This window comes from Micromonospora echinaurantiaca, assembly GCF_900090235.1.
Classification (GTDB): domain Bacteria; phylum Actinomycetota; class Actinomycetes; order Mycobacteriales; family Micromonosporaceae; genus Micromonospora; species Micromonospora echinaurantiaca.
Window position 1 is genome coordinate 6334297 of the sequence record NZ_LT607750.1, and the last position, 21670, is coordinate 6355966.

Genomic DNA, 21670 nt, shown 5'->3' on the forward strand with positions numbered 1-21670 from the left:
CTCGTCGCACCCCGGGCATCGCCTCCGCCGGACGCGATGATGACCGGGCACGGCGAGCGGGCGGACGGGTCGGCGGGCACCACGGGTGGCCCGCCGCTCGCGTCGTCACCGGCCGAGGCCAGCGACCTGGACCTGCTGCACGCCCACGTGGCCGGTGACCGGGACGCCTTCGCCGAGCTGTTCCGCCGGCACCGTGACCGGCTCTGGGCGGTGGCCCTGCGTACCCTCGGCGACCGGGAGGAGGCCGCGGACGCCCTCCAGGACGCGCTGCTCTCGGCGCACCGCGCCGCGGCCCGCTTCCGCGGCGACTCCGCCGTCACCACCTGGCTGCACCGGATCGTGGTCAACGCCTGCCTGGACCGGATCCGGCGCCGGCAGGCCCATCCGACCGTGCCGCTGCCGGACGGGGTGCGCGACCGGGAGTCCGGCTCGGCCACCGGCGGTGTCGAGCCGGCCGCGCCGGCGCCGGACCACGACACCGCGCTGGTCGTCCGCGACGCGCTCGCCGCGCTGCCGGTCGAGCAACGGGCGGCGCTGGTCCTGGTCGACGTCCAGGGCTACCCCGTGGCCGAGGTCGCCCGGATGCTCGGCGTGGCCGAGGGGACGGTGAAGAGCCGGTGCGCCCGGGGCCGGGCGCGGCTGGCCACGATGCTCGGTCACCTCCGGCCGCGACCCGCCGCCCGGCCGGGACCGCCGGCGGGTGGGCCGGAGCCGGACGTGCCGGGTGTCACCCTCGGGAACCCCCGGGCTCCCGAGGGCGTCGGATCGGGGTCGGGACGGTCCCGGCGGGATGCCAACCAGGAGGACGCGTGAGCGCCGGGGGCTTCAGCGAGGTCGACCACGACCTGCTCGCCGACTACGTCGGCGGGGCGCTGGACGGCACCCCCGAGGAGGCAAGCGTCGCCCGGCTGGTCACCGAGGACCCGGCCTGGTCCGAGGCGTACGCGCTGCTGGCCGCCGCGGTGGCCGGTGTCCGCGCCGACCTGGCCGGCTGGGGCGAGTCGCCGGAGCCGATGCCGCCGGCGGTGACCGACCGGATCCTGACCGCCCTCGCCGCGCAGCCCGCCGACGTGCCGGCCGACGATGCTCCGGCCGACTCCGCCGCGGCGACGAGGTCGCGCCCGGTCACCGCCGACCCGGACTCCGGGGGCGCACCGGTGGTCGTGCCGGCGCAGCCGGTGGGCGGCTCCGGACGGCGGCCGGCCAGCGTACCTCGATCGGAACCGGGGCGGGGCGCGGCGACCGGCCCGGGCCGGCGGCGGCGCCGGTTCAGCCGGCTCGCCGGTCCGGTCGCGGTGGCCGCGGTGTCGATCGCCGCGGTCGGGCTGGGGGTGAACCAGCTCGCCGGCGGCCGGGCGGAGGACGGCGCGGCGGGAACGGCGCTGAGCGACAGCGCCGGCCGGGCCACCCCGGAGGTGGCCGGTCCGGTGGTGGCCGGCGCCACCACCGCACCGCTGCACAGCGGGACGGACTACAGCCCGCAGACGCTCGGCGGTGCCCTGTCGACGATGAAGGCCGTGCCGTTCGGCAGCGGCGCCCCGGCCGGCGTGGACGCGGAGGGCGGGCGGATGGCCGCCCCGGGCAACCTCGACCGGCTCGGTGACCAGGCCGCGCTGGCCGCCTGCCTCGGCGACATCGGCACCGAGCACGGGTCGGGGCCGCTGGTGGTCGAGCTGGTCGACTACGCCCGGTTCCTGGGGCAGCCGGCGCTGGTGGTGCGCTTCACCGACGGTTCCGGTGCCCGGTGGGCCTGGGTGAGCGGACCCGAGTGCGGTGTCCCCGGATCTGGCGCGGACACCCGGTACCGCACGCGGGTAGGGTGAAATCGCGGCCACCGGGCGTTTGACCGTCCACGTGACCTGACCCACCGGATGACCGGCTCGGGAATCCCCGGTTCGTACGATGACGTTCTGGAAGTCAGCTGCCGGCACCCCCGAGGCGTCGGCACTCGGATCGGCATCGGTGCGCGTGCCGATGGCGAACACACACAATCGGGAGACGGCAGTGGACGAGGTCCGCAACCTGATCATCATCGGCTCCGGGCCGGCCGGCTACACGGCGGCGGTCTACGCCGCACGCGCCAACCTCAAGCCGCTGGTCATCGAGGGCGTGCAGTCCGGCGGCGCGCTGATGACGACCACCGAGGTGGAGAACTTCCCCGGCTTCGCCGACGGCATCCTCGGTCCCGAACTCATGGACAACATGCGCAAGCAGGCCGAGCGGTTCGGCGCCGAGTTCCTCACCGACGACGTCACCCGGGTCGAGCTGGTGGACACCGGCGACGTCGGCTCGGGGGCGACCAGCACGGTCTGGGTCGGCGAGACTGCCTACCGCGCCCGCGCGGTCATCCTCGCCACCGGCTCCGCCTGGCGTCCGCTGGGCGTACCGGGTGAGCAGGAGTACCTGGGCCACGGTGTCTCCTCCTGCGCCACCTGCGACGGCTTCTTCTTCCGCAACCAGAACATCGTGGTGGTCGGCGGCGGCGACTCGGCGATGGAGGAGGCCAGCTTCCTCACCCGGTTCGCCGACTCGGTGACCATCATCCACCGCCGGGACTCGTTCCGGGCCAGCAAGATCATGGCCGACCGGGCGATGAGCAACGAGAAGATCAAGGTCGAGTGGAACACCGTGGTCGAGGAGATCCTCGGCGCCGACGGCAAGGTCTCCGGCGTACGGCTGCGCAACGTGCACACCGGTGAGACGAAGGTGCTCGACGTCACCGGCGTCTTCGTGGCGATCGGCCACGACCCGCGCAGCGAGCTCTTCCGGGGGCAGGTGGAACTCGACGCCGAGGGGTACGTGAAGGTCGAGGCGCCCAGCACCCGCACCAGCGTGCCCGGTGTCTTCGCCGCCGGCGACCTGGTCGACCACACCTACCGGCAGGCGATCACCGCCGCCGGCACCGGCTGTGCGGCCGCCTTGGACGCCGAACGCTTCATCGCCACGCTGCAGGGCTGAACAACCAGTTACACATCCCGGAGGAGGGTCATAGATGGGTGCAACCAAGTCGGTCACCGACGCGAGCTTCGCGGCCGACGTGCTGAAGTCCGACAAGCCGGTGCTGGTGGACTTCTGGGCCGAGTGGTGCGGGCCGTGCCGCAAGGTCTCGCCGCTGCTGGAGGAGATCGCCGGCGAGATGGGTGACCAGGTCACCATCGTCAAGCTCAACATCGACGAGAACCCGGAGACCGCCCGGACCTACCGGGTGATGTCGGTGCCGACCCTCACCGTGTTCAAGAACGGCGAGCCGGTGCAGTCGATCGCCGGGGCCAAGCCGAAGGGCGAACTGGTCAAGCTGATCGAATCCGCGCTCTGAGCAGCATAAACACCACTTTTCCGACCCCGCGCCCGGCTGATGCCGGGCGCGGGGTTCGTCTTTTCTCCGACGGCCGCACCTCGGCCTCGGAGAACGCATAACCTCAAGCCGGGGCCCGGTGGCCGGCGCCCCGGCAACCCGTCAACGAGGCGAGCACCTCCGTCGCCAGTCGCGGTCCGGTGACCGCGGGGCCCGGCCAGCCAGCATCCGCGCAGAGGGGGTCGTGCGTGCGTCCGATCCGACCCGGAGACCGTGGACCCGCGGTGACGGAGATCCGTCTGGTGCTCTCCGGCCTCGACCTGCTCAGCCCGTCGCCCGGGCCGGGCGACGAGTTCGACCCCCAGACCGAACGGGCCGTGCGGGCCTTCCAGCAGTCCCGTGGGCTGAGCGTGGACGGTCGGGTGGGTGCGGAAACCTGGCGGGCCCTCGACGCGGCCCGCTGGCGGCTCGGCGCCCGCACCCTCTACCACGCGGTGCCCGAGCCGCTCACCGGCGAGGACGTCCGGTCGCTCCAGGAACGGCTGCTGGAGATGGGCTACGACGTGGGTCGCGCGGACGCCATCTACGGCATCCGGACCGCCCGGGCGGTCGCCCAGTTCCAGCGGGAGGTCGGGCTGACCCCGGACGGCTCGTGCGGCCCGCACACCATGAACGCACTACGCCGGCTGGGCCGCAAGGTGGTCGGCGGCCGGCCGCAGTGGCTGCGGGAGTCGGACGCGATCCGGCAGTCCGGGCCGACGCTGGTCGGCAAGACGGTGGTGATCGACCCGGGGCACGGTGGCACCGACCCGGGCGTGGTGGTGCTGGACGGACCGCTGCGTTGGACCGAGGCGGACCTGGTGCACGACCTGGCCAGCCGGCTGGAGGGGCGGCTCGCCGCGTCCGGCGTCCGGGTGCAGCTGACCCGCGGCCCGTCGCCGCGTACCTGCCTGCCCGACGTCGACCGGGCCCAGCTGGCGAATTCGCTCGGTGCCGACGTGTTCATCTCGCTGCACACCGACGGGCACGCCAACCCGGCCGCCGAGGGGGTCGCCACCTACCACTACGGCACCAACAACGGCGTGACCTCGGCGACCGGGGAGCGGCTGGCCGGGCTGGTGCAGCGGGAGATCGTGGCGCGCACCGGGCTGCGGGACTGCCGTACCCACGCCAAGGCGTGGGACCTGCTGCGGCTGACCCGGATGCCGGCGGTCCGGGTCGAGGTCGGCTACCTCACCTCGCCGGCCGACCGGGCCCGGCTGGTGGATCCCCGGTTCCGGGACCGGGTGGTCGAGGCGATCGTGGCCGGGGTGCAGCGGATGTACTTCCCGATCGAGCGGGACGTGCCGACCGGCTCGATCGACGTGAGCGAACTGCGGGCGGTGGTGGCCGCCGGCACGGTGGTGGACTGAGCCGGGCGGGGCTCCGGTGGTGAGCCGGGCGGGGCTCCGGTGGTCAGCCAGCGATCGAGGAGCGGGTGGCCGGGGCCGGCCGGACCGGCCGCAGCAGGGTCTCCGGGCTCATCGAGCCGAGCAGCTTCTCCAGCGCGTACTCGACGTCGGACTTCCAGCTGAGCGCGGTCCGCAGCTCCAGGCGGAGCCGCGGGAAGCGCGGATGCGGACGGACCGTCTTGAAGCCCACCGAAAGGAAGAAATCGGCAGGAGCCAGGCAGCCACCGGTCGGATCCTCGGCGTCGCCGAACTTGGCGTCACCGAACGCCTCGATCGCCTTGATCCCGCGCTTGGTGAGGTCCCGCGCCACGCCCTGGACCAGCATCCGACCCAGCCCACCACCGGCGAAGGCGGGGACCACGTTGGCCGTCATCAGCAGCGCGGCGTCGGCCGAGACCGGCGAGGTGGGGAAGGCCATCGAGCGGGGCACGTAGGCGGGCGGGGCGTACATGACGAAGCCGGCCGGCATGCCGTCGACGTAGACCAGCTTGCCGCAGGAACCCCACTCCAGCAGCGTCTGGGAGACCCAGGCCTCCTTCTCCAGACCCGGGTCACCGGCCGCGCAGGCTCGGTCCGCGGAGACCGGATCGAGCTCCCAGAAGACGCACTGCCGGCAGGGGCGGGGCAGGTCCTCCAGCGTGTCCAGGGTCAGACTGACCAGACGTCGCGACATTGGCGCATCCCCACACTAGGCTCGGTGGTGAACCGGCACGGAACGACCCCGCCGCCTTCCTGCCCCCGACCAGCGATCGTACGCCGCGAACGGACGTCAGGGGAGAGGACGCGCGAAACCCCACTCCCGGGTGACCGCCCACCAGGTCCGGCATGTGGAAGCCCGGCACCGGGGCGACGCCATCCGGGCGCGAGCCGACTACGATCGACAGTCGGCGTCCCCTGTCGCCCATGGTCGCCGGTGTCCGGGGTACCCGGGACGGAAGCCACCCGAGCGGCCATCGAGGTGATGTCATGACCGGCACGACACTCGACGACTACACCGACCGGTACGCCCGGCGGGTCCGGGGCATGACCGCCTCCGAGATCCGCGCGCTCTTCGCGGTGGCCAGCCGGCCGGAGGTGGTCTCGCTCGCCGGTGGCGCCCCCTACATCGCGGCCCTGCCGCTGGACGCGGTCGGCGAGATGCTCGGCCGGCTCGGCGCCGAGCACGGCACCACCACCCTCCAGTACGGCATCGGGCAGGGCACCCCGGAGCTGCGCGAGCGGATCTGCGAGGTGATGGCGCTCTCCGGCATCGACGCGGCCTGCGGCGCCTCCCCGGAGGACGTGGTGGTCACCGTCGGCGGTCAGCAGGCGCTCGACCTGGTGGCCCGGCTCTTCCTCGACCCGGGTGACGTGGTGCTCGCCGAGGGGCCGACCTACGTCGGCGCCCTCGGGGTGTTCCAGGCCGCCCAGGCCCAGGTGGTGCACGTGCCGATGGACGACGACGGGCTGATCCCGGAGGCGCTCGAGGTGGCCATCGCCGAGCAGGCGCGCGCCGGCCGCCGGGTGAAGTTCCTCTACACCATCCCGACCTACCAGAACCCGACCGGCGTCACGCTGACCGAGGAGCGGCGGGAGCGGGTGCTCGACATCTGCGAGCGCGCCGGCCTGCTCGTGGTCGAGGACGACCCGTACGGCCAGTTGGGGTTCGAGGGCGAGGCGCCGGCGCCGCTGCGCGCGCGTCGGCGCGACGGCGTCTTCTACCTGAGCACGTTCTCCAAGACCTTCGCGCCCGGGCTGCGGGTGGGCTGGATCCTCGCGCCGCACGCCGTCCGCGACAAGCTGGTGATCGCCAGCGAGGCGCAGATCCTCTGCCCCAGCGGCTACGCCCAGGCGGCCGTCACCACGTACCTGTCGACCATGCCCTGGCGGGAGCAGCTCAAGGTCTACCGGGAGGTCTACCGGGAGCGGCGGGACGCGATGCTCACCGCGTTGGAGGACCTGATGCCGGAGGGCACCACCTGGACCAACCCGGGTGGCGGCCTGTTCGTCTGGGCCACCCTGCCGGACGGGCTGGACTCCAAGGCGATGATGCCGCGGGCCATCGCCGCCCGGGTGGCGTACGTGCCCGGCACCGGCTTCTACGCCGACGGCACGGGCAGCGGCAACATGCGGCTGAACTTCTCCTTCCCGTCCCCGGAGCGGATCCGGGAGGGCGTGCGCCGGCTGGCCGGCGTGATGGAGCAGGACATCGCGATGCGGAAGGTCTTCGGTGCCGTGGGCCGGCCCGGCGTGCGGCGCGGGCAGGCCGGTTCGGACACGCCGGGACCTGACTTGGCATGATTTCGGCATGAGCGCCACCACCGCTGCCGAACATCCCGTCGTACCCCCCGTCACCGCCGACCTGCACGTGCTGGTGCTCGCCGGCGGTCTCTCCTACGAGCGGGACGTCTCGTTGCGCTCCGGCCGGCGGGTGCTCGACGCGCTGCGCGCCGTGGGCGTGGAGGCCGAGCTACGCGACGCCGACGTGGCCCTGCTGCCCGCGCTGACCGCCGACCCGCCCGACGCCGTGGTGATCGCCCTGCACGGCGCCACCGGCGAAGACGGCTCGCTGCGCGGGGTGCTCGACCTCTGCGGCGTCCCGTACGTCGGCTGCGACGCCCGCGCCTCCCGGCTCGCCTGGGACAAGCCGTCGGCGAAGGCCGTGCTCCGCGAGGCCGGCATCCCCACCCCGGACTGGGTCGCGCTGCCGCACGACCGGTTCTCCGAGCTGGGTGCGGTGGCGGTGCTCGACCGGATCGTCGACCGGCTGGGCCTGCCGCTGATGGTGAAGCCCGCGCAGGGCGGTTCCGGCCTGGGCGCCGCGGTGGTCCGGGACGCCACGGCCCTCCCGGCCGCGATGGTCGGCTGCTTCGCGTACGACTCCACCGCGCTGGTCGAACGGTACGTCCCCGGCATGGACGTGGCGGTCTCCGTGGTCGACCTGGGTGACGGCCCGCGCGCCCTGCCGGCCGTGGAGATCGTGCCGCGCAACGGGGTGTACGACTACGCCGCCCGGTACACGGCCGGCCGCACCACCTGGCACACCCCCGCCCGACTCGACGCGGCGGTGGCCGACACAGTGGCCGAGGTGGCGCTCGCCGCGCACGCCGCACTGGGGCTGCGCGACCTGAGTCGGGTCGACCTGATCGTGGACGCGGACGGCCGGCCGCACGTGCTGGAGGTCAACGTCTCCCCGGGGATGACCGAGACCTCCCTGCTACCGCTTGCCGTACAGGCCGCCGGGCTGGACTTCGGCCGGGTGCTCGGCTCCCTGGTGACCCGGGCCGCGACCCGCGCCTGAGCGAGCCTGCCCGGCCGTTTCGTCGAGGGTGCCGCTCGACGTCCCGTGGCCTGACGGGGCGGCCGATGGCCGGTGCCGCGGCCGCGCATGCCGCCGTTCCAGGCCGTCGGGCTCGGTGTGCGGCTGCACGCCGACTATTTGTCCGTCGAGTGGCTCTTGCCGATGCCCGACGCAGCGGCAGCCCCGAGGGTCTGGGCGGGCGGGGCGCCCTCGTCGTCGTTGGTGGGCGCTGCGGCGGCGACGCCCTGCCGGGCTCCGGCATGCTCGTCGGCTGCCGCGGCGTCGGTGGTCGCGGCGTCCGAAGCCGTCGCCGCGTCGCTGCCGGTTGCCGGCTCCGGGATCTCCTCCGCCGCCTCGATCACTGAAACGGGCTCGTCGTCCGAACGCTCGCTGGTCGCCGGAGGGGATTCGGTGAGACTGGACGGCGCCTGCCACTGGATGCGCGGAGGCTCGGCCAGCGGCCGGCCCCCGAACTCGGCGAGCCAGGCGGCCACCAGGGCGAGGTTCTCCCGCCACTGCGCCTCAGAGATCGGCGGCAGGATCGAGTCCCAGAGCGGCAGGAAGGTGCCGCGCAGCTGGAGCCGGCCGTGCGGGCGGGCCAGGAACCACATGTGCAGGTGAGCGGAGCCGTCGCCCCACCGGTTGACGTGCACCCGGGCAACACCGTCCAGCGACCGGATCGCGCGCTCCAGCCGTACGGTCATCACGCCGAGTTCGGCGGCGAGCAGGTTGGGCAGGTCGCCGAGATCGAGGTGCGAGCGGGATTCGAGGATCAGCACCATCGGCAGCCCGGTGGGGCGGTCCATGGCGCGTACCCGCCAACGCTCACTTACCCAGATGTACGCGTCGTCGGGAGCGGCGCAGGCCGTGCATTCCCGGAGCCCTTCGCCCTTGCGGGGCGGTTCGACCGGGACCGGATCGTCGAGTTGCTTGACCCGGAGGTCGCCCTCGAAGGGGAAGGACGGCCACTGGGTGAAGTCCGGAACTGAGGGAGGGGTGTCCTGCACGACGCTGACCCTAACCGAGTCCGGCACCGCTGTCCCTACCTGAATCAGCGGCCGTTTCCGCCCGGTCGCCCGGCCCGACGTCGATCGTCGGTACGGCCGACCGCAGCCCGATCATCGGTTGTCCACAGGTCGCCGAGACGCCGAACACACGCCGTCATCCACAGGCACACCCCTTGTTCCACACGGGGTTTCACGTGAAACGGGGCTGCCTGTGGAAAACCGGTGTGGATAACTTCTGGCGTGTCCGCAGGGTGGTGCGGCGGCGTCGCTTCGAGGGTGATGCGGCTCGGTGGGTTCGGCCGGCGGTGGTTCGGCCGGTGGGTTCGGCCGGCGGGGTGTAGGCCGGCCGAGGGCGGCCGGGGTGAGCTGCCGGCCGGGCCGGCGACTGGGCGGCGGCGCGGTGAGGTGATGCTGTCGACGGCATTCCGCCGGGGTGGGCTCCCCCGACTGTCGGTCGGCGGCCGCCGACGCTCGGCCGGCGACTGCCGCTCGGCGCCTGCCGGCACTCGACTGGCGAGACCGGCTCGCCCGCACCCGGTGGCCCCTGTCGCGCGGCGCTCGGTCAGCGCTCTGTCGGCGCTCTGTCGGCGCTCGGTCGGCGCTCGGTCGGCGCTCGGGCTCTGTCGGCGCTCGACCGGCGACTGTCGCTCGGGGCTCGCTCGGGGCTCGGTCGGGGCTCGGTCGGGCTCGGTCGGGGCTCGGTCGGGGTCGGTCAGGCTCGGTCGGGCTCTGTCGACGCTCGACCGGCGGCTGCCGCTCAGGGCTCTGTCAGGGCTCTGTCGGGGCTCTGTCCGGGCTCGGTCGGCGCTCGATTGGTGACCGTCGGGGCCGGGAACGCGGCGGTCCTTCGGTCAGGCGCACTACCCGCGCATCAGCCCGAAGGATGGGCGCCTGAGCGTCGGCCCCGGACCGGCCGGACCGGAAGCGGTGGCGAGTGAGCGCCGTTGCGGCGGAGCGAGCTCTCGGAGTCGGTGCGAGCGTTCCGGCGATGGCGTACAGCGGCACCGGCGATACGTCAGCTGGGGGCGACGCAGACGAGGGCTAAGTGCCATCCAGGCGCTGTCGAGCTGCTCGCATCAACGGGGCACCGGCGTGCAGGCCCGTCGCGCTTCCGCGCTGGGGTAGCGACATCCCACCCGAGTCGCGGCGTCCCCGGCCGGCCGGCGCCGCAGCGCCGGTACGTAGCGGGTAGCGGGCAGCGGGCAGCGGGCAGCGGGCAGCGGGCAGCGGGCAGCGGGCAGCGGGCAGCGGGCAGCGGGCAGCGGGCAGCGGGCAGCGGGCAGCGGGCTGATGGTCGGGTGTCAGTGCGGGCCGCGCAACCCTCGCGGTCTCCCGTCGAGTGCCCGCTCGTTTCACGTGAAACCAAGGCTCCTCGGCCCACGACGGACCGTGCGAGTCGCCCACGACTGGAGGCCGAGGGCACCGCCGATTACGACGGTCACAGCTGCCACGTGAGTTGGCACGGTTCGTCTGCCGCAACCTCGCCGTAGCAGCGGCACCGCTTGGCCGGTGAACCCGACGCGGCGCTCCCGAGGCCGGCTGTTCCGTCCAAAGACGGTCCGGGCCGCCTCTGTCAGGTCGGCGGCGGCGACCAGCGCCAGCCGTCAAGGGTTGCGGTGGCCGAGGCGTGATGCGCGGCTCCTCGCCGCTGGCGTTCTCCGCCGCCGCTGGCTGGCCGTTGGAGGATGCGCCGGCTTCGTACCGGGCCGCCGACAGCGGGCCTCTGGAACGGGCCGCCCGGGACGGGCCGCCGGGACGGACCGCCGGGACGGACCGCCGGAACGGGGGCCGCCGGGACGGGCCCCCGAACCGGGCCCCCGAACCGGGCCGCAAAAGCTCGTCCCCCAACCGGGCCGTTGAAACGGGTCGCTGACTCGAGACGTCACGCTGCCCCACCGCTCGGCTCGTGGGCATCTCACTCTGGATCGCGGGCGTTGTCCGGGCCGAGCGGAGTGAGGCCGGCAATCCTGGCGGCTGGTCGTGTCAGGACGACCGGTGAGGTGGGCAGGGCCCGGCGGCTGTCGTGGGTGGGCGGGGGCGCCTGAGACCCGCCGCGGGCTCGGGCTCTGTTGCTCAGGCGCGCCCGCCCCCTTGTTTCACGTGAAACGGCGACGCGAGTCAGGTCCAGGGCTGAGCCGACGGCCCGGCAGCCGCCCGGGTCCCTCCACCCTCCACCCCGAGACCGCCTCGACGGTGCGGGCGCAGGGTCGGGCAGAGTCGGGCGAGCTGCGCGCGGTAGAGGGTTCTGTGCCCCGAGCGAACAGCCGCGTCTGACGCGGGCACTTCCAACTGAAGCCCGGCCTGGGAACGGCGGAGTTGCGGCGGGTTCGGCAGGGGCCGAGGCGCGGAAGGTCGTCCAGCGAAGCGGCCGACCCCAGGCACCGCCACTGGACGATGGCCGCCGATCGGTCGACCGGCACGGACCGAAGGTCCGGCATCGTCCTGGGGCGCCAGGAACGCGATCGTGGCCGGCGCACCGCACTCCGCCGCCCACGCCCGGAGACGGCCGACAGCTCGGCCCGCCGACTCGACCCACTCAGACGGCCGACCACCCGACCCGCCGACTCGACCCACTGAGACAGCCGACAACCCGACCCGCCGAGTCGACCCATTGAGCCGACGGCAGCATCCGCCCGGCGAGCACAAGCACGAAAACGGCCGCGACACCCGTGGGGTGCTCGCGGCCGCTCGGCGTACCTGGGTCAGGCTTCGGGTTCCTCCCGTTCGACCCCGATGATGCCGACGATCCGCTCCAGGTCGTCGACCGTCGCGAACTCGATCGTGATCTTGCCCTTGCTCCGGCCGATGTCGACTTTCACCCGGGTGTCGAAGCGGTCCGAGAGGCGGTCTGCCAGATCGGTAAGCGCCGGCGCGTGCGGCTTGGGTCGCCGGCGAGCGGACTCCTTCTTGGTCGGGCCGTCGCTCAGGGCCAGCGCCACGATCTCCTCGGTCGCCCGTACGGAGAGACCCTCGGCGACGATCCGGAGGGCCAACTGCTCCTGCGCCTCCGCTTCCTCCAGACTCAGCAGCGCCCGGGCGTGCCCGGCGGAGAGCACGCCGGCGGCGACCCGCCGCTGCACCTGCGCGGGCAGGTTGAGCAACCGGATGGTGTTGGAGATCTGCGGTCGGCTCCGGCCGATCCGGCGAGCCAGTTCCTCGTGGGTGGCGCCGAACTCCTCGAGCAACTGCTGGTAGGCGGCCGCCTCTTCGAGCGGGTTCAGGTTGGCCCGGTGGATGTTCTCCAGCAACGCGTCCCGGAGCATCGCGTCGTCGCGGGTGTCCCGGACGATCGCCGGGATGCTGTCCCGGCCCACCGCCTGCGCGGCGCGCCACCGCCGCTCGCCCATCACCAGCTCGTACTTCTCGTCGTCGAGCTGGCGCACCACGATCGGCTGGAGGAAACCGACCTCGCGGATCGAGGTTTTCAGCTCCTCCAGCGCCTCCTCGTCGAAGACCTGCCGGGGCTGCTTCGGGTTCGGCACAATGGCGTCGACCGGGATCTCGGCGAACCGGGCGCCCGGCACCGGGCTGAGGGTCGCTGGCGCGGGTGCGGGTGCGTCGACCGCTGCCGGCACACCGGCCGGTACGGCCGCGGCGGCAACGGTGTTGTCGGGGGCACCCGCCACGGCACCGGCGACCGACGCTGGTCCGGTGGGGATCAGTGCCCCCAAGCCTCGACCCAGCCCGCCCCGAGGACGGTTCTTCATGCCACGCCTCCCAGCGCCTCGTCCGCACTACGCATTCCGGCTCACCGGCTCCTTGACGCCCCGCTCGGCGATCTCCTGGGCGGCTTCGAAGTAGCTCGTCGCCCCCCGCGAACCGGGATCGTAGGTCATCACCGACTGGCCGTAGCTGGGCGCCTCGGAGACGCGGACGTTACGCGGGATGACCGCCTGGAGCACCTTGTCGCCGAAGTGGTTCCGCACGTCCTGCTCCACCGCGTCCGCCAGCCGGGTACGCCGGTCGTACATGGTGAGCAGGATCGTGGAGACCTCCAGTCGCGGGTTGAGGTGCTGGCGAACCAGATTGATGTTCTGGATCAGCTGGTTGAGGCCCTCCAGCGCGTAGTACTCGCACTGGATCGGGATGAGCACCTCCTGCGCCGCGACCAGAGCATTGACCGTGAGCAGGCCGAGCGACGGCGGGCAGTCGATGAAGACGTAGTCGAAGTGCCCCGGGTACGCCGTGATGGCGCGGGCCAGCCGCGACTCGCGAGCGACCACCGAGACGAGTTCGATCTCGGCACCCGCCAGGTCGATGGTGGCCGGTACGCACCACAGGTTCGGGATGCCCTCGACCTCCTGGGCGACCTCCTCCAGCGGCACGCTGTTGATGAGGCAGTCGTAGACGTCCGGCACGCCGGTGTGATGGGGCACGTTCAGCCCCGTGGAGGCGTTGCCCTGCGGGTCGAGGTCGACCACCAGCACCCGGTTGCCGTGCAGGGCGAGCGCCACCGCCAGGTTCACCGTGGTCGTGGTCTTACCCACGCCGCCCTTCTGGTTCGCGACGCACATGACCCGGGTCCGCTCCGGCCGAGGCATCGTCACCTCGCCACTGGGATTCAGGATCTGCACGGCCCGCATCGCCTCCATAGCCAACGGTGGGTCATCCTCTTCGCGTATCGGTGTTTCACGTGAAACGTACGCGGGCTCCACAGCGGCACTTCCGAAGGCGGCTGTCGTGTCGGAGACCGGCACCGCGGCCGCGTCCGGCACCGCCTCCGGCGTCGGCTGCTGGGGCACCGGCGGCTCGAACCGGGCCGCCGCGTTACGCCGGATCGGGATGACCCGGCCGCCCGTACCGGTCGGCTGGGTCGACGCCCCCGAGCCACCCTGTCCCGCCTCCGCCGCCGAAGGGTCCACGGACTCGAAGTCCGGCGGCCGGTTGGACGGGCCCTGGGCGGACGCCCCGGAAGGCGGCCAGCTCTGGTAGTCGGTTTCACGTGAAACAGGAGCGCCCGTCGAGCCCGTCACGCGTGGATCGTCGTACCTGCCGTCGTCATGCACCTGTCATCCCTGCCCGCTTCGGATGGTCGGTCCGCACCCCGTCATACCCCGGCCGTACGCGTCCTCGCACTGCGTCCGGCCCGGCGGGAGCGGTCGGGACCCGGTGACGTCCGTTGCCGCCCGCTCCACACTATCGACGCGCGGCCAGCCTACGGCTCACGGGCGCGGCGGGTCCACGTCGGGTTCACAACCCGCGCCCTCCACCCGCCCGGTTCAACGACCCAGGAGCCGGCCGGAAAGCGGAAGCAGCCAGCTGAGCGGCAGCTCAGGGCTCACCACAGGCAGTCCAGTGACCGGCATCACCCGGTCGCGCTCGCCGAGGCACCGACGGAAGCAGCCGGTGAGGATCTGGGACTGCACTGCCTTCAGCCCGCCAGGCGTCGGCGCACAAGCTCCTGACGCAGCACGTCCAGGACACGGGGAGCCTGCTGCGGGCCCGGCTCAACCCGGGTCAATCCGTCTGATTAGTGGAAGAACCAATACCAACGGGGGCGCGATCCGGAGGACGCCACCTTGTGTCCGGCTCGACTGCCGCCCACTTCCTTGCCCAAGCTCACCCAGCCGCCCGCTTCTCCTGCCCGGGCTGCCGCCGCCCGCCCGCCTTCACGGTCGGGTCAGCCACCACCCGCCCGCTTCTCGCCCGGGTCGGCGGCCACCCACCCGTCCTCACGCTCGGGTCGGCGGCCACCCGCCCGTCCTCACGCTCGGGTCAGCAGCCAACCGCCCGCCTCACGCCCCGGGTCGGCGGCAACCCGCCCACCCTTCTGCCCGGCTCAGCGGCGGCGCGACCGGCCGCCGCGGGACCTCTTGGCGGCCGGTTGCCGGGCCGGCTCCACCGCCCGTTCGCGGACGATCTCCACCACGGTGGTCGGCGCGTCGAGCACGCCCTCACCGCACCGGTGCACGGTCGGCTCGCCGCCGCCGAGCCGCGCCACCGCCGCCGCGTGCTCGGCGATCTCCTCTGCGGCCGACGCGCCCTTGAGGGCGACCAACCGTCCACCGCGTACCGCGAGTGGCAGGCACCAGGCGGCCAGCCGGTCCAACGGGGCGACCGCCCGGGCGGTGACCACGTCGCCGCGCAGCGGCTCGGCACTGGCACCGCCGGCCGCCGCCTCCTCGGCCCGGCCGCGGAACACCCGGACCGTCTTCGCCAGCCCGAGCCCCTGGACCGCCTCGACCAGGAAGGAGGTCCGCCGGGCGAGCGGTTCGATCAGCGTCACGGTCAGGTCGGGGCGCGCGATGGCCAGCACCAGGCCGGGCAGTCCGGCACCCGAGCCGACGTCGAGCACTGCCGCGCCGTCGGGGATCCGCTCCGCCACGGCGGCGCAGTTGAGCAGGTGGCGGTCCCAGATCCGCGGCGCCTCGCGGGGCCCGATCAAGCCGCGCACCACGCCGTCGGTGGCCAGCAGTTCGGCGTACGCGGCGGCCAGGTCGAGCCGGTCGCCGAAGAGGGTGCGGGCCGCGCCGGCCAGTTCCGGTGGGAGCACCGCGTCGGCCGGCGACGGCGTGCCACCCGGGCGGACAGCCGACGGCGTATCACCGGGGCGGACAGCCGACGGCCCGGGCGGCGTGCCGCCCGGGCCGGCCACGGCTCCGGCCGTGGTGTCGTCGTTCGTCACGCGGTCAGTCCGCCGGCCGGACGACGATGCGCCGGTTCGGCTCGACACCCTCGGACTCGCTCTCCACCCCGCTCATCGCGTTGACCACGTCGTGCACACACTTGCGCTCGAACGCGGACATCGGCTCCAGGCGGACCGGCTCGCCGTACTCCTTGACCTTCTCGACGGCGTTCTTGGCGACGGCGGCCAGCTCCTTGCGGCGGTTGGCCCGGTAGCCGCCGACGTCGAGCAGCAGCCGGCTCGGCGACCCGGTCTGCCGGAAGACGGCCAGCCGGGCCAGTTCCTGCAGCGCCTCCAGGGTGGCGCCACGCTGCCCGACCAGGTTCTGCAGCCGGCCGCCGACGACCTCGACCACCGGCCGACCACCCGATACAAGCTCGTCGATATCGCCGTCGTAGTCGAGGATGTCGAGCAGGCCCTCGACGTAGTCGGCGGCGATCTCGCTCTGCCGGAACAGGTCGCCCTCGCCCGCGGCCTTCTTCTCCCGCGGGCCCTCCTCGGTCTCCTCCGCCTCGGTGTCGTCCTCCGCCGCGGCGGGGGCGACGCCCTCCTCGTCCAGTGACTCGTCGGCGCGGGGGATGCTGGTGTCCGTCACGGTCTCATCTCCGTTATCACTCGGCCGGACCGTCGGGTCCGCTGGTTTCCCGGGGGCCGGCTGGAGCTTCGCCGGTGCCCGCGGGCACGTCTGTAGGGGCAGTCTCGCCCGTGGCCGCGTCGCGCGCGGCTGTTCCGCTCCGGCGCCGGCCGTACGGCGGCTGCGCGGTGCGGAACGGGCCGCCGCCGGTCTCCCGGACGGCGGCCCGGACGGGTCAGCCCTTCCGCTTGGCGGGGCGGCCCTTCTTCGGGTTCACCGGCTTGGCGCCGGGCTTGGGGGCGGCGACCTTCGGCGCGGCGGGCTTCGCCGGCACCTGGGCGGCCGGCTTGCCGCGGCCGAGCAGGCCACCCGACTTCGCCGGCTGCACCGGGCCGCGGGGCGAGGTGCCCGGCTTGGTGGTGCTGACGTTCGCCGGCGGCGGGAACTTGCGGAGCACCCACTGCTGCTGACCAAGGGTGAACAGGTTGTTGGTGACCCAGTAGATGATCACACCGATCGGGAAGATCGCGCCGGAGACCAGGAGCGACAGCGGGATGCCGTAGAGCATCAGCCGCTGGATCATCCGCTGCTGCGGGTCCTCCGCCCAGCCGGTCTTGAGGATCATCTGGCGGCTGGTCAGGTAGGTGGTGCCCATCATGACCAGGACCAGGATGCCGGCGATGACCTTGACGGTGGTGCCGTTGGCGCCGAGGCGGGCCAGCTCCTCGGCGGTCGAGCCGAACTTGCCGGCGATCGGCGCGGTGAAGAGCTTCGCCTGCGAGGCGCTCTCGAACTGATCGACCGTCCAGCCGTAGAGGGTCTTGCCGCCGTTGGCCGGGTCGAGGCGGCGGAGCACGTGGAAGAGGCCGAGGAAGACCGGGATCTGGAGGAACATCGGAAGGCAGCCCATCAGCGGGTTGGCCTTTTCCTTCCGGTAGAGCTCCATCATCTCCTTCTGGAGCGTCTCCCGGTCACCCTTGTGCTTCTCCTGCAGCGCCTTCACCTGGGGCTGGAGCGCCTGCATCGCCCGCTGGGACTTGATCTGCTTGACGAAGATCGGGAACAGGATCACCCGGACAGTGACCACCAGGAAGACGATGGCGAGGATCCAGGCCCAGTTCGTGCCGATCACCGCGCCGTCCGCCACGCCGATGGCGTCCCAGGCCGAATGCCAGGCCAGCAGGATCCACGAAATCGCGTAGTAGATCCAGTCGAGACTCAATTCTCAGGCTCCAGTCACATCGGCACGTCGGCGACCGCCCGGCTCCGGCACCGGGTCGTGTCCACCTGGGTGGAATGGGTGGCAGCGCAGCAACCGCCGGACCGTGAGGCCGGCTCCCCGGAGCGCGCCGTGCCGGGCCACCGCCTCGAGGGCGTACGCACTGCACGACGGATAGAACCGACAGCGGGCCGGCAGAGCCGGGCTTATCCACCGACGGTACGCGATGATGGGCCCGGTCAGCACACGGGCACCGGTGGTGCTGGGCCGGGGAACGGCCGGTCCGGTACTCACCGGGACCGCCGCCCTCGGGGCGAACGGGCGGCCGCGATGGCGGCGTCCAGGTCGGCGCCGAGCCTCGGGTAGGACGCGTCGGCCGCGGCGGGCAGCGCCCGTACGACCAGGGTGCTGCCGGGTGGGAGGTCGGCCAGCCGCTCGCGGACCAGGTGCCGCAGCCGGCGGCGGACCCGGTTACGGACCACGGCCGGGCCGACCGCCTTGGACACGACGAAGCCGGCGCGGGTCGGTGCGGAGGTCTGCTCCGCACCGACGTCCCGCGCCGGCTTCGGCGAGGTTCGTGCCTCGGGTTCGGCCCCGGTCGGCAGGGTGAGGTGGACGACCACCGCGCCGCGGCCGGCACGCCGGCCACCGCGGACCGCTGCGGCGAAGTCGGTGCTACGCCGCAGTCGCTGTGCGGCCGCCAGCACGACTGCCCACGTCCCCCCGGACCTGACCCGGTCGGCCTCAGGCCGACAGGCGGGTGCGGCCCTTGGCGCGACGGGTCGACAGGATGGCGCGGCCGGCCCGGGTGCGCATGCGCAGCCGGAAGCCGTGGGTCTTCGCGCGCCGGCGGTTGTTCGGCTGGTAGGTGCGCTTGCTCACGTCAGGCTCTCCGTTGTCGTACGCCCCGGGCGAGGGGACCGCCGGGGTCGTGTGGTGGTCCAGGCCACCTCGGCGGTGGCCCCGATCGGTGCTGCCCGGCGGGACCCTCGGTGGTGCGGGGCGCGACCGCGGACAGCAAGCACCCATCACCCTAGCAGAGGGCGACAGAGCAGCCGCTCCAGCGTACGCAGGGGTGCAATGACCGTCAAATACCACCACCAGGGCGGACACCGGGCCGGGCCGGCGACCGAAGCGGCGGTTTTCGCTGATGTTGACAAGGCCGGCCGCGCGTCGCCGGTTGATGGCGCGTGGACAACGCTGTTACCGTGCCCGATTGCGGTCAGCGTCGGGGTCCCGGTGTCGCCGGCAGGCAAGACCGGATTCGGTAGTGAATCGTTCGGCACGGTGAACCCGCTTCAGCGCCCGTTCAGGCAGGGGGCAGGTCAGACCCGCGTCCGGTGGGCGGCCACAATCGGTCGGTACACAGGCTGTGGATAACTTGTGGATGACGACCGGTCGGCCGTCCGGGTGGGTGCAGGGGTGGACCCGCTCAACGGCGGCGGGCCCGGAAGACCGGCCGGGGCGACGGCGGCGTCCGGGGGGCAGAGGCGAGGGGGTGGCACGACGGTGACCGGTACGACCGACCTCGCCGCGGTCTGGATGGCGACGACCGACGATCTCGCCGACGAGATCATCTCCGCACAGCAGCGGGCGTACCTGCGGCTGACCCGGCTGCGGGCGATCGTCGAGGACACCGCGCTGCTCTCCGTCCCGGACGCGTTCACCCGGGACGTGATCGAGTCGCGGCTGCGGCCGGCGATCACCGAGGCGCTCACCCGCCGGCTGGGTCGGCCAATCCAGGTGGCGGTCACCGTACGGGTGGCCGAGGACGGCGCGGGCCGGCCGGCCGGCACCGTGTACCGCTCCGGCCCGGAGCCCGGCGCGGTCGACCACGAGGGCGGGCCGGCGGGATTCGTCGGCCCCGAGCCGCGGGACGACGATCCGGCCGACGCCCGGCAACAACCCCCGCTCATCCCCGAACAGGCGCACCCCGAGCGACGGCTCGACCCGGCGCCCGCGCAGCCAGCCGACGACCGGGTGGACCCGGCCGGACCGGGCGGCCAGGAGGCGCTGTTCAGCACGGCCTTCGCCGAACCGCCGCGGCCCGACCGCCCGGTCCGGCGTACGCCCACCGCGCGCGGCTTCGACGAGCAGGCCGCCCGGCTCGACCCGCCGGGCCCGGACGCCCGCCCCTACGAGCCGCGCTATCCGCAGGACGCGGGCTCCCCCCGGGACCAGCACGTGATCCGCGCACTGCCCCGCGACGGCGGCCCGGACAGCGGCCCCGGACGGGCGGACCACCGGCCCGGCGTCCGGGACGAGCGGCGGCTGCCCGCCGACAGCGGCGGCAACCGGCTCAACCCGAAGTACATGTTCGAGACGTTCGTCATCGGCTCGTCCAACCGGTTCGCCCACGCCGCCGCGGTCGCCGTGGCCGAGTCACCGGCGAAGGCGTACAACCCGCTGTTCATCTACGGCAGTTCCGGGCTCGGCAAGACGCACCTGCTGCACGCCATCGGCCACTACGCCACCACCCTCGGCAACGCCCGGTCGGTGCGGTACGTCTCGACCGAGGAGTTCACCAACGACTTCATCAACTCGCTCCGGGACGACAAGACCAGTGCGTTCCAGCGGCGCTACCGCGACGTCGACATCCTGTTGATCGACGACATCCAGTTCCTGGAGAACCGCGAGCGCACCCAGGAGGAGTTCTTCCACACGTTCAACACCCTGCACAACGCCAACAAGCAGATCGTGATCACCTCCGACCGGTCGCCGAAGCAGCTGGCGACACTGGAGGACCGGCTGCGGACCCGGTTCGAGTGGGGCCTGCTCGCCGACATCCAGCCGCCGGACCTGGAGACCCGGATCGCGATCCTGCAGAAGAAGGCCGCGCAGGAGCGCCTGTACGCACCGCCGGACGTGCTGGAGTTCATCGCCTCCCGGGTGTCGAACTCGATCCGCGAGCTGGAGGGGGCGCTGATCCGGGTGACCGCGTTCGCCAGCCTGACCCGCTCCACGGTCGAGCTGTCGCTGGCCGAGGAGGTGCTGCGGGACTTCATCCCGGACGGCGCCGGGCCGGAGATCACCGCGGACCAGATCATGGTCTCCACCGCTGACTACTTCGGGGTGAGCCTGGAGGACCTGCGTGGCCACTCCCGCTCCCGGGTGCTGGTCAACGCCCGCCAGGTGGCCATGTACCTGTGCCGGGAGCTGACCGACCTCTCGCTGCCCCGGATCGGGCAGGCCTTCGGCGGCCGCGACCACACCACGGTGATGCACGCCGACCGCAAGATCCGCCAGCAGATGGCCGAGCGCCGCTCGCTCTACAACCAGATCGCCGAGCTGACCAACCGGATCAAGCAGAACACCTGAGCGACGGCTTCAGGTCGCGGCGCGACGTCGGACGCGCCGAACTGAACCCGTCGTCGCGTACGCCCGAGACGTGACCGCGCCCGGCCAGGATGCTGGCCGGGCGTTTCCGTGCCCGACGCGACCACCGCGGCGGCCCTCAGGGCACCAGGGCGGGTCGGCCCACAGAGCAACCGCGACGCGTGGGACCTCAGGGCGGCCGGTGCGTTGGCGCCGGAGGCGGCCGGCGCACGCGCGCTCTGAACCGACAGCCCGTCGCGTCTGCGGGCTCCAGCGCGCCGAGGGGCACCACGCCGGGTCGTTCATCCGGGCCGCCGGACGATCCACAGCGCCCGGGACTTGACCCTCGACGAGGTCGAGACCACAGCATCGAAGCCGTGACCGTCCACCGCTCCGCCTCGTTGTCCACAGCTCGTTGTCCACCGTCGGTGGACAACCACGCTCCGTCCGGAGCCGATTACCCACAGCCTGTGGAGAAACCCTGGGGACGACGCTGTGGACGCCTGGGGACAACGGAGCCGTTGTCCCCAGCGGACGGTCGGCCTGTGGGCGGGCTGTTGAAGGTTCTGGGGATGACGCCGGTCGAGCCGTCTCCGCCGGTCCACAGCCCTGGGGAGAAAGTCGGTGGATTACCGGTGGACAACCGGTGGACAACCGTGGACAACCCGGTGGACCGGGCGGCCTGTGGACCAGAACACGGGTTGTACCCCTGGTTCTCCACAGCGAAACCACCGGTGGATAACCTGTCTGACCTGCGCGGACGCCGGTTCTCCACAGTTTGCACAGGTGCGATGAAGACGATGAGTTATCTCTTCTGAAAGAACAAAAACCAATCATCACCGTTGGACTTTCTGTGGATCGGGCCGGGGACCGCCGAGGGCGGCCGGGCCGGCACCGGAATCCA

At 72.9% G+C, this 21670-nt stretch carries 19 protein-coding genes; 9 read left to right on the top strand and 10 right to left on the bottom strand.

Features of this window, described 5'->3' with window-relative positions; all coding sequences use genetic code 11:
* The first annotated feature begins 39 nt into the window (after nucleotides 1–39).
* The 5 genes from sigM to GA0070609_RS28740 all read left to right on the top strand — a co-directional run bounded on the left by sigM (nucleotide 40) and on the right by GA0070609_RS28740 (nucleotide 4707).
* Entirely contained in the window at nucleotides 40–813 is a 774-nt protein-coding gene (gene sigM / locus GA0070609_RS28720) for an RNA polymerase sigma factor SigM (RefSeq protein ID WP_408630613.1), read from the top strand.
* Nucleotides 810–1823: a hypothetical protein gene (locus tag GA0070609_RS28725; protein WP_088996683.1), complete on the top strand. Its 1014-nt coding sequence runs from the start codon at nucleotides 810–812 to the stop codon at nucleotides 1821–1823. The genes sigM and GA0070609_RS28725 overlap by 4 nt, the downstream gene beginning before the upstream one ends.
* Before the next feature lie 181 nt (nucleotides 1824–2004).
* On the top strand, nucleotides 2005–2958 hold the full coding sequence (gene trxB / locus GA0070609_RS28730; protein ID WP_088996684.1) for a thioredoxin-disulfide reductase: 954 nt from the start codon (nucleotides 2005–2007) through the stop codon (nucleotides 2956–2958).
* A gap of 34 nt (nucleotides 2959–2992) precedes the next feature.
* Nucleotides 2993–3316 (top strand): thioredoxin, encoded by a 324-nt coding sequence (trxA, locus tag GA0070609_RS28735; protein WP_088996685.1) that lies wholly within the window; start codon nucleotides 2993–2995, stop codon nucleotides 3314–3316.
* Between the two features lie 227 nt (nucleotides 3317–3543).
* A complete protein-coding gene (locus tag GA0070609_RS28740; RefSeq protein ID WP_088996686.1) occupies nucleotides 3544–4707 on the top strand; it encodes an N-acetylmuramoyl-L-alanine amidase in 1164 nt (387 codons plus the stop codon).
* A gap of 43 nt (nucleotides 4708–4750) precedes the next feature.
* On the opposite strand, the gene GA0070609_RS28745 is transcribed toward GA0070609_RS28740, so the two are convergent.
* Nucleotides 4751–5419, bottom strand: a complete 669-nt coding sequence (locus GA0070609_RS28745) for a GNAT family N-acetyltransferase (protein ID WP_088996687.1) — start codon at nucleotides 5417–5419, stop codon at nucleotides 4751–4753.
* 293 nt (nucleotides 5420–5712) lie between these two features.
* Here GA0070609_RS28745 and GA0070609_RS28750 point away from each other — a divergent pair, with 293 nt between their 5' ends.
* Nucleotides 5713–7026, top strand: a complete 1314-nt coding sequence (locus GA0070609_RS28750) for an aminotransferase-like domain-containing protein (RefSeq protein ID WP_088996688.1) — start codon at nucleotides 5713–5715, stop codon at nucleotides 7024–7026.
* A 7-nt stretch (nucleotides 7027–7033) separates the two neighbouring features.
* Nucleotides 7034–8026: a D-alanine--D-alanine ligase family protein gene (locus GA0070609_RS28755; protein WP_088996689.1), complete on the top strand. Its 993-nt coding sequence runs from the start codon at nucleotides 7034–7036 to the stop codon at nucleotides 8024–8026.
* 134 nt (nucleotides 8027–8160) lie between these two features.
* On the opposite strand, the gene GA0070609_RS28760 is transcribed toward GA0070609_RS28755, so the two are convergent.
* From GA0070609_RS28760 to GA0070609_RS33750, 3 genes are all read right to left on the bottom strand, one after another.
* Nucleotides 8161–9033, bottom strand: a complete 873-nt coding sequence (locus tag GA0070609_RS28760) for a hypothetical protein (protein ID WP_231928445.1) — start codon at nucleotides 9031–9033, stop codon at nucleotides 8161–8163.
* Nucleotides 9034–11735: 2702 nt separating this feature from the next.
* The gene (locus GA0070609_RS28770; protein ID WP_088996690.1) at nucleotides 11736–12740 is read right to left on the bottom strand and encodes a ParB/RepB/Spo0J family partition protein; all 1005 of its coding nucleotides are present in this window, start codon (nucleotides 12738–12740) and stop codon (nucleotides 11736–11738) included.
* 27 nt (nucleotides 12741–12767) lie between these two features.
* Entirely contained in the window at nucleotides 12768–13817 is a 1050-nt protein-coding gene (locus GA0070609_RS33750; RefSeq protein ID WP_408630685.1) for a ParA family protein, read from the bottom strand.
* Between GA0070609_RS33750 and GA0070609_RS33755 the strand changes: the two genes are divergently transcribed.
* Nucleotides 13714–13965 (top strand): hypothetical protein, encoded by a 252-nt coding sequence (locus GA0070609_RS33755; RefSeq protein WP_172899429.1) that lies wholly within the window; start codon nucleotides 13714–13716, stop codon nucleotides 13963–13965. The two genes, GA0070609_RS33750 and GA0070609_RS33755, sit on opposite strands and share 104 nt — an antisense overlap.
* 847 nt (nucleotides 13966–14812) lie before the next feature.
* Here GA0070609_RS33755 and rsmG read toward each other — a convergent pair.
* The 6 genes from rsmG to rpmH form a co-directional block, all read right to left on the bottom strand.
* A complete protein-coding gene (gene rsmG / locus GA0070609_RS28780) occupies nucleotides 14813–15658 on the bottom strand; it encodes a 16S rRNA (guanine(527)-N(7))-methyltransferase RsmG (protein WP_088996692.1) in 846 nt (281 codons plus the stop codon).
* A 4-nt stretch (nucleotides 15659–15662) separates the two neighbouring features.
* The gene (locus tag GA0070609_RS28785; protein ID WP_088996693.1) at nucleotides 15663–16253 is read right to left on the bottom strand and encodes a Jag family protein; all 591 of its coding nucleotides are present in this window, start codon (nucleotides 16251–16253) and stop codon (nucleotides 15663–15665) included.
* Between the two features lie 214 nt (nucleotides 16254–16467).
* A complete protein-coding gene (gene yidC, locus GA0070609_RS28790) occupies nucleotides 16468–17454 on the bottom strand; it encodes a membrane protein insertase YidC (protein ID WP_088996694.1) in 987 nt (328 codons plus the stop codon).
* A gap of 3 nt (nucleotides 17455–17457) precedes the next feature.
* Nucleotides 17458–17697, bottom strand: a complete 240-nt coding sequence (yidD, locus tag GA0070609_RS28795) for a membrane protein insertion efficiency factor YidD (protein ID WP_231928446.1) — start codon at nucleotides 17695–17697, stop codon at nucleotides 17458–17460.
* A gap of 44 nt (nucleotides 17698–17741) precedes the next feature.
* Nucleotides 17742–18158 (bottom strand): ribonuclease P protein component, encoded by a 417-nt coding sequence (gene rnpA, locus GA0070609_RS28800; protein WP_088996696.1) that lies wholly within the window; start codon nucleotides 18156–18158, stop codon nucleotides 17742–17744.
* A gap of 37 nt (nucleotides 18159–18195) precedes the next feature.
* The gene (rpmH, locus tag GA0070609_RS28805) at nucleotides 18196–18333 is read right to left on the bottom strand and encodes a 50S ribosomal protein L34 (protein WP_067300964.1); all 138 of its coding nucleotides are present in this window, start codon (nucleotides 18331–18333) and stop codon (nucleotides 18196–18198) included.
* A gap of 627 nt (nucleotides 18334–18960) precedes the next feature.
* On the opposite strand from rpmH, the gene dnaA reads away from it, so the two are divergent.
* Nucleotides 18961–20769: a chromosomal replication initiator protein DnaA gene (dnaA, locus tag GA0070609_RS28810; protein WP_088996697.1), complete on the top strand. Its 1809-nt coding sequence runs from the start codon at nucleotides 18961–18963 to the stop codon at nucleotides 20767–20769.
* Nucleotides 20770–21670: the final 901 nt, after the last annotated feature.

Excerpts from the sequence above, each read along its gene's own strand:
- trxA (WP_088996685.1), top strand. The coding sequence starts at position 2,993 with ATGGGTGCAACCAAGTCGGTCACCGACGCGAGCTTCGCGGCCGACGTG.
- GA0070609_RS28745 (WP_088996687.1), bottom strand. The coding sequence starts at position 5,419 with ATGTCGCGACGTCTGGTCAGTCTGACCCTGGACACGCTGGAGGACCTG.
- GA0070609_RS28755 (WP_088996689.1), top strand. The coding sequence starts at position 7,034 with ATGAGCGCCACCACCGCTGCCGAACATCCCGTCGTACCCCCCGTCACC.
- GA0070609_RS28770 (WP_088996690.1), bottom strand. The coding sequence starts at position 12,740 with ATGAAGAACCGTCCTCGGGGCGGGCTGGGTCGAGGCTTGGGGGCACTG.
- GA0070609_RS28750 (WP_088996688.1), top strand. The coding sequence starts at position 5,713 with ATGACCGGCACGACACTCGACGACTACACCGACCGGTACGCCCGGCGG.
- sigM (WP_408630613.1), top strand. The coding sequence starts at position 40 with ATGACCGGGCACGGCGAGCGGGCGGACGGGTCGGCGGGCACCACGGGT.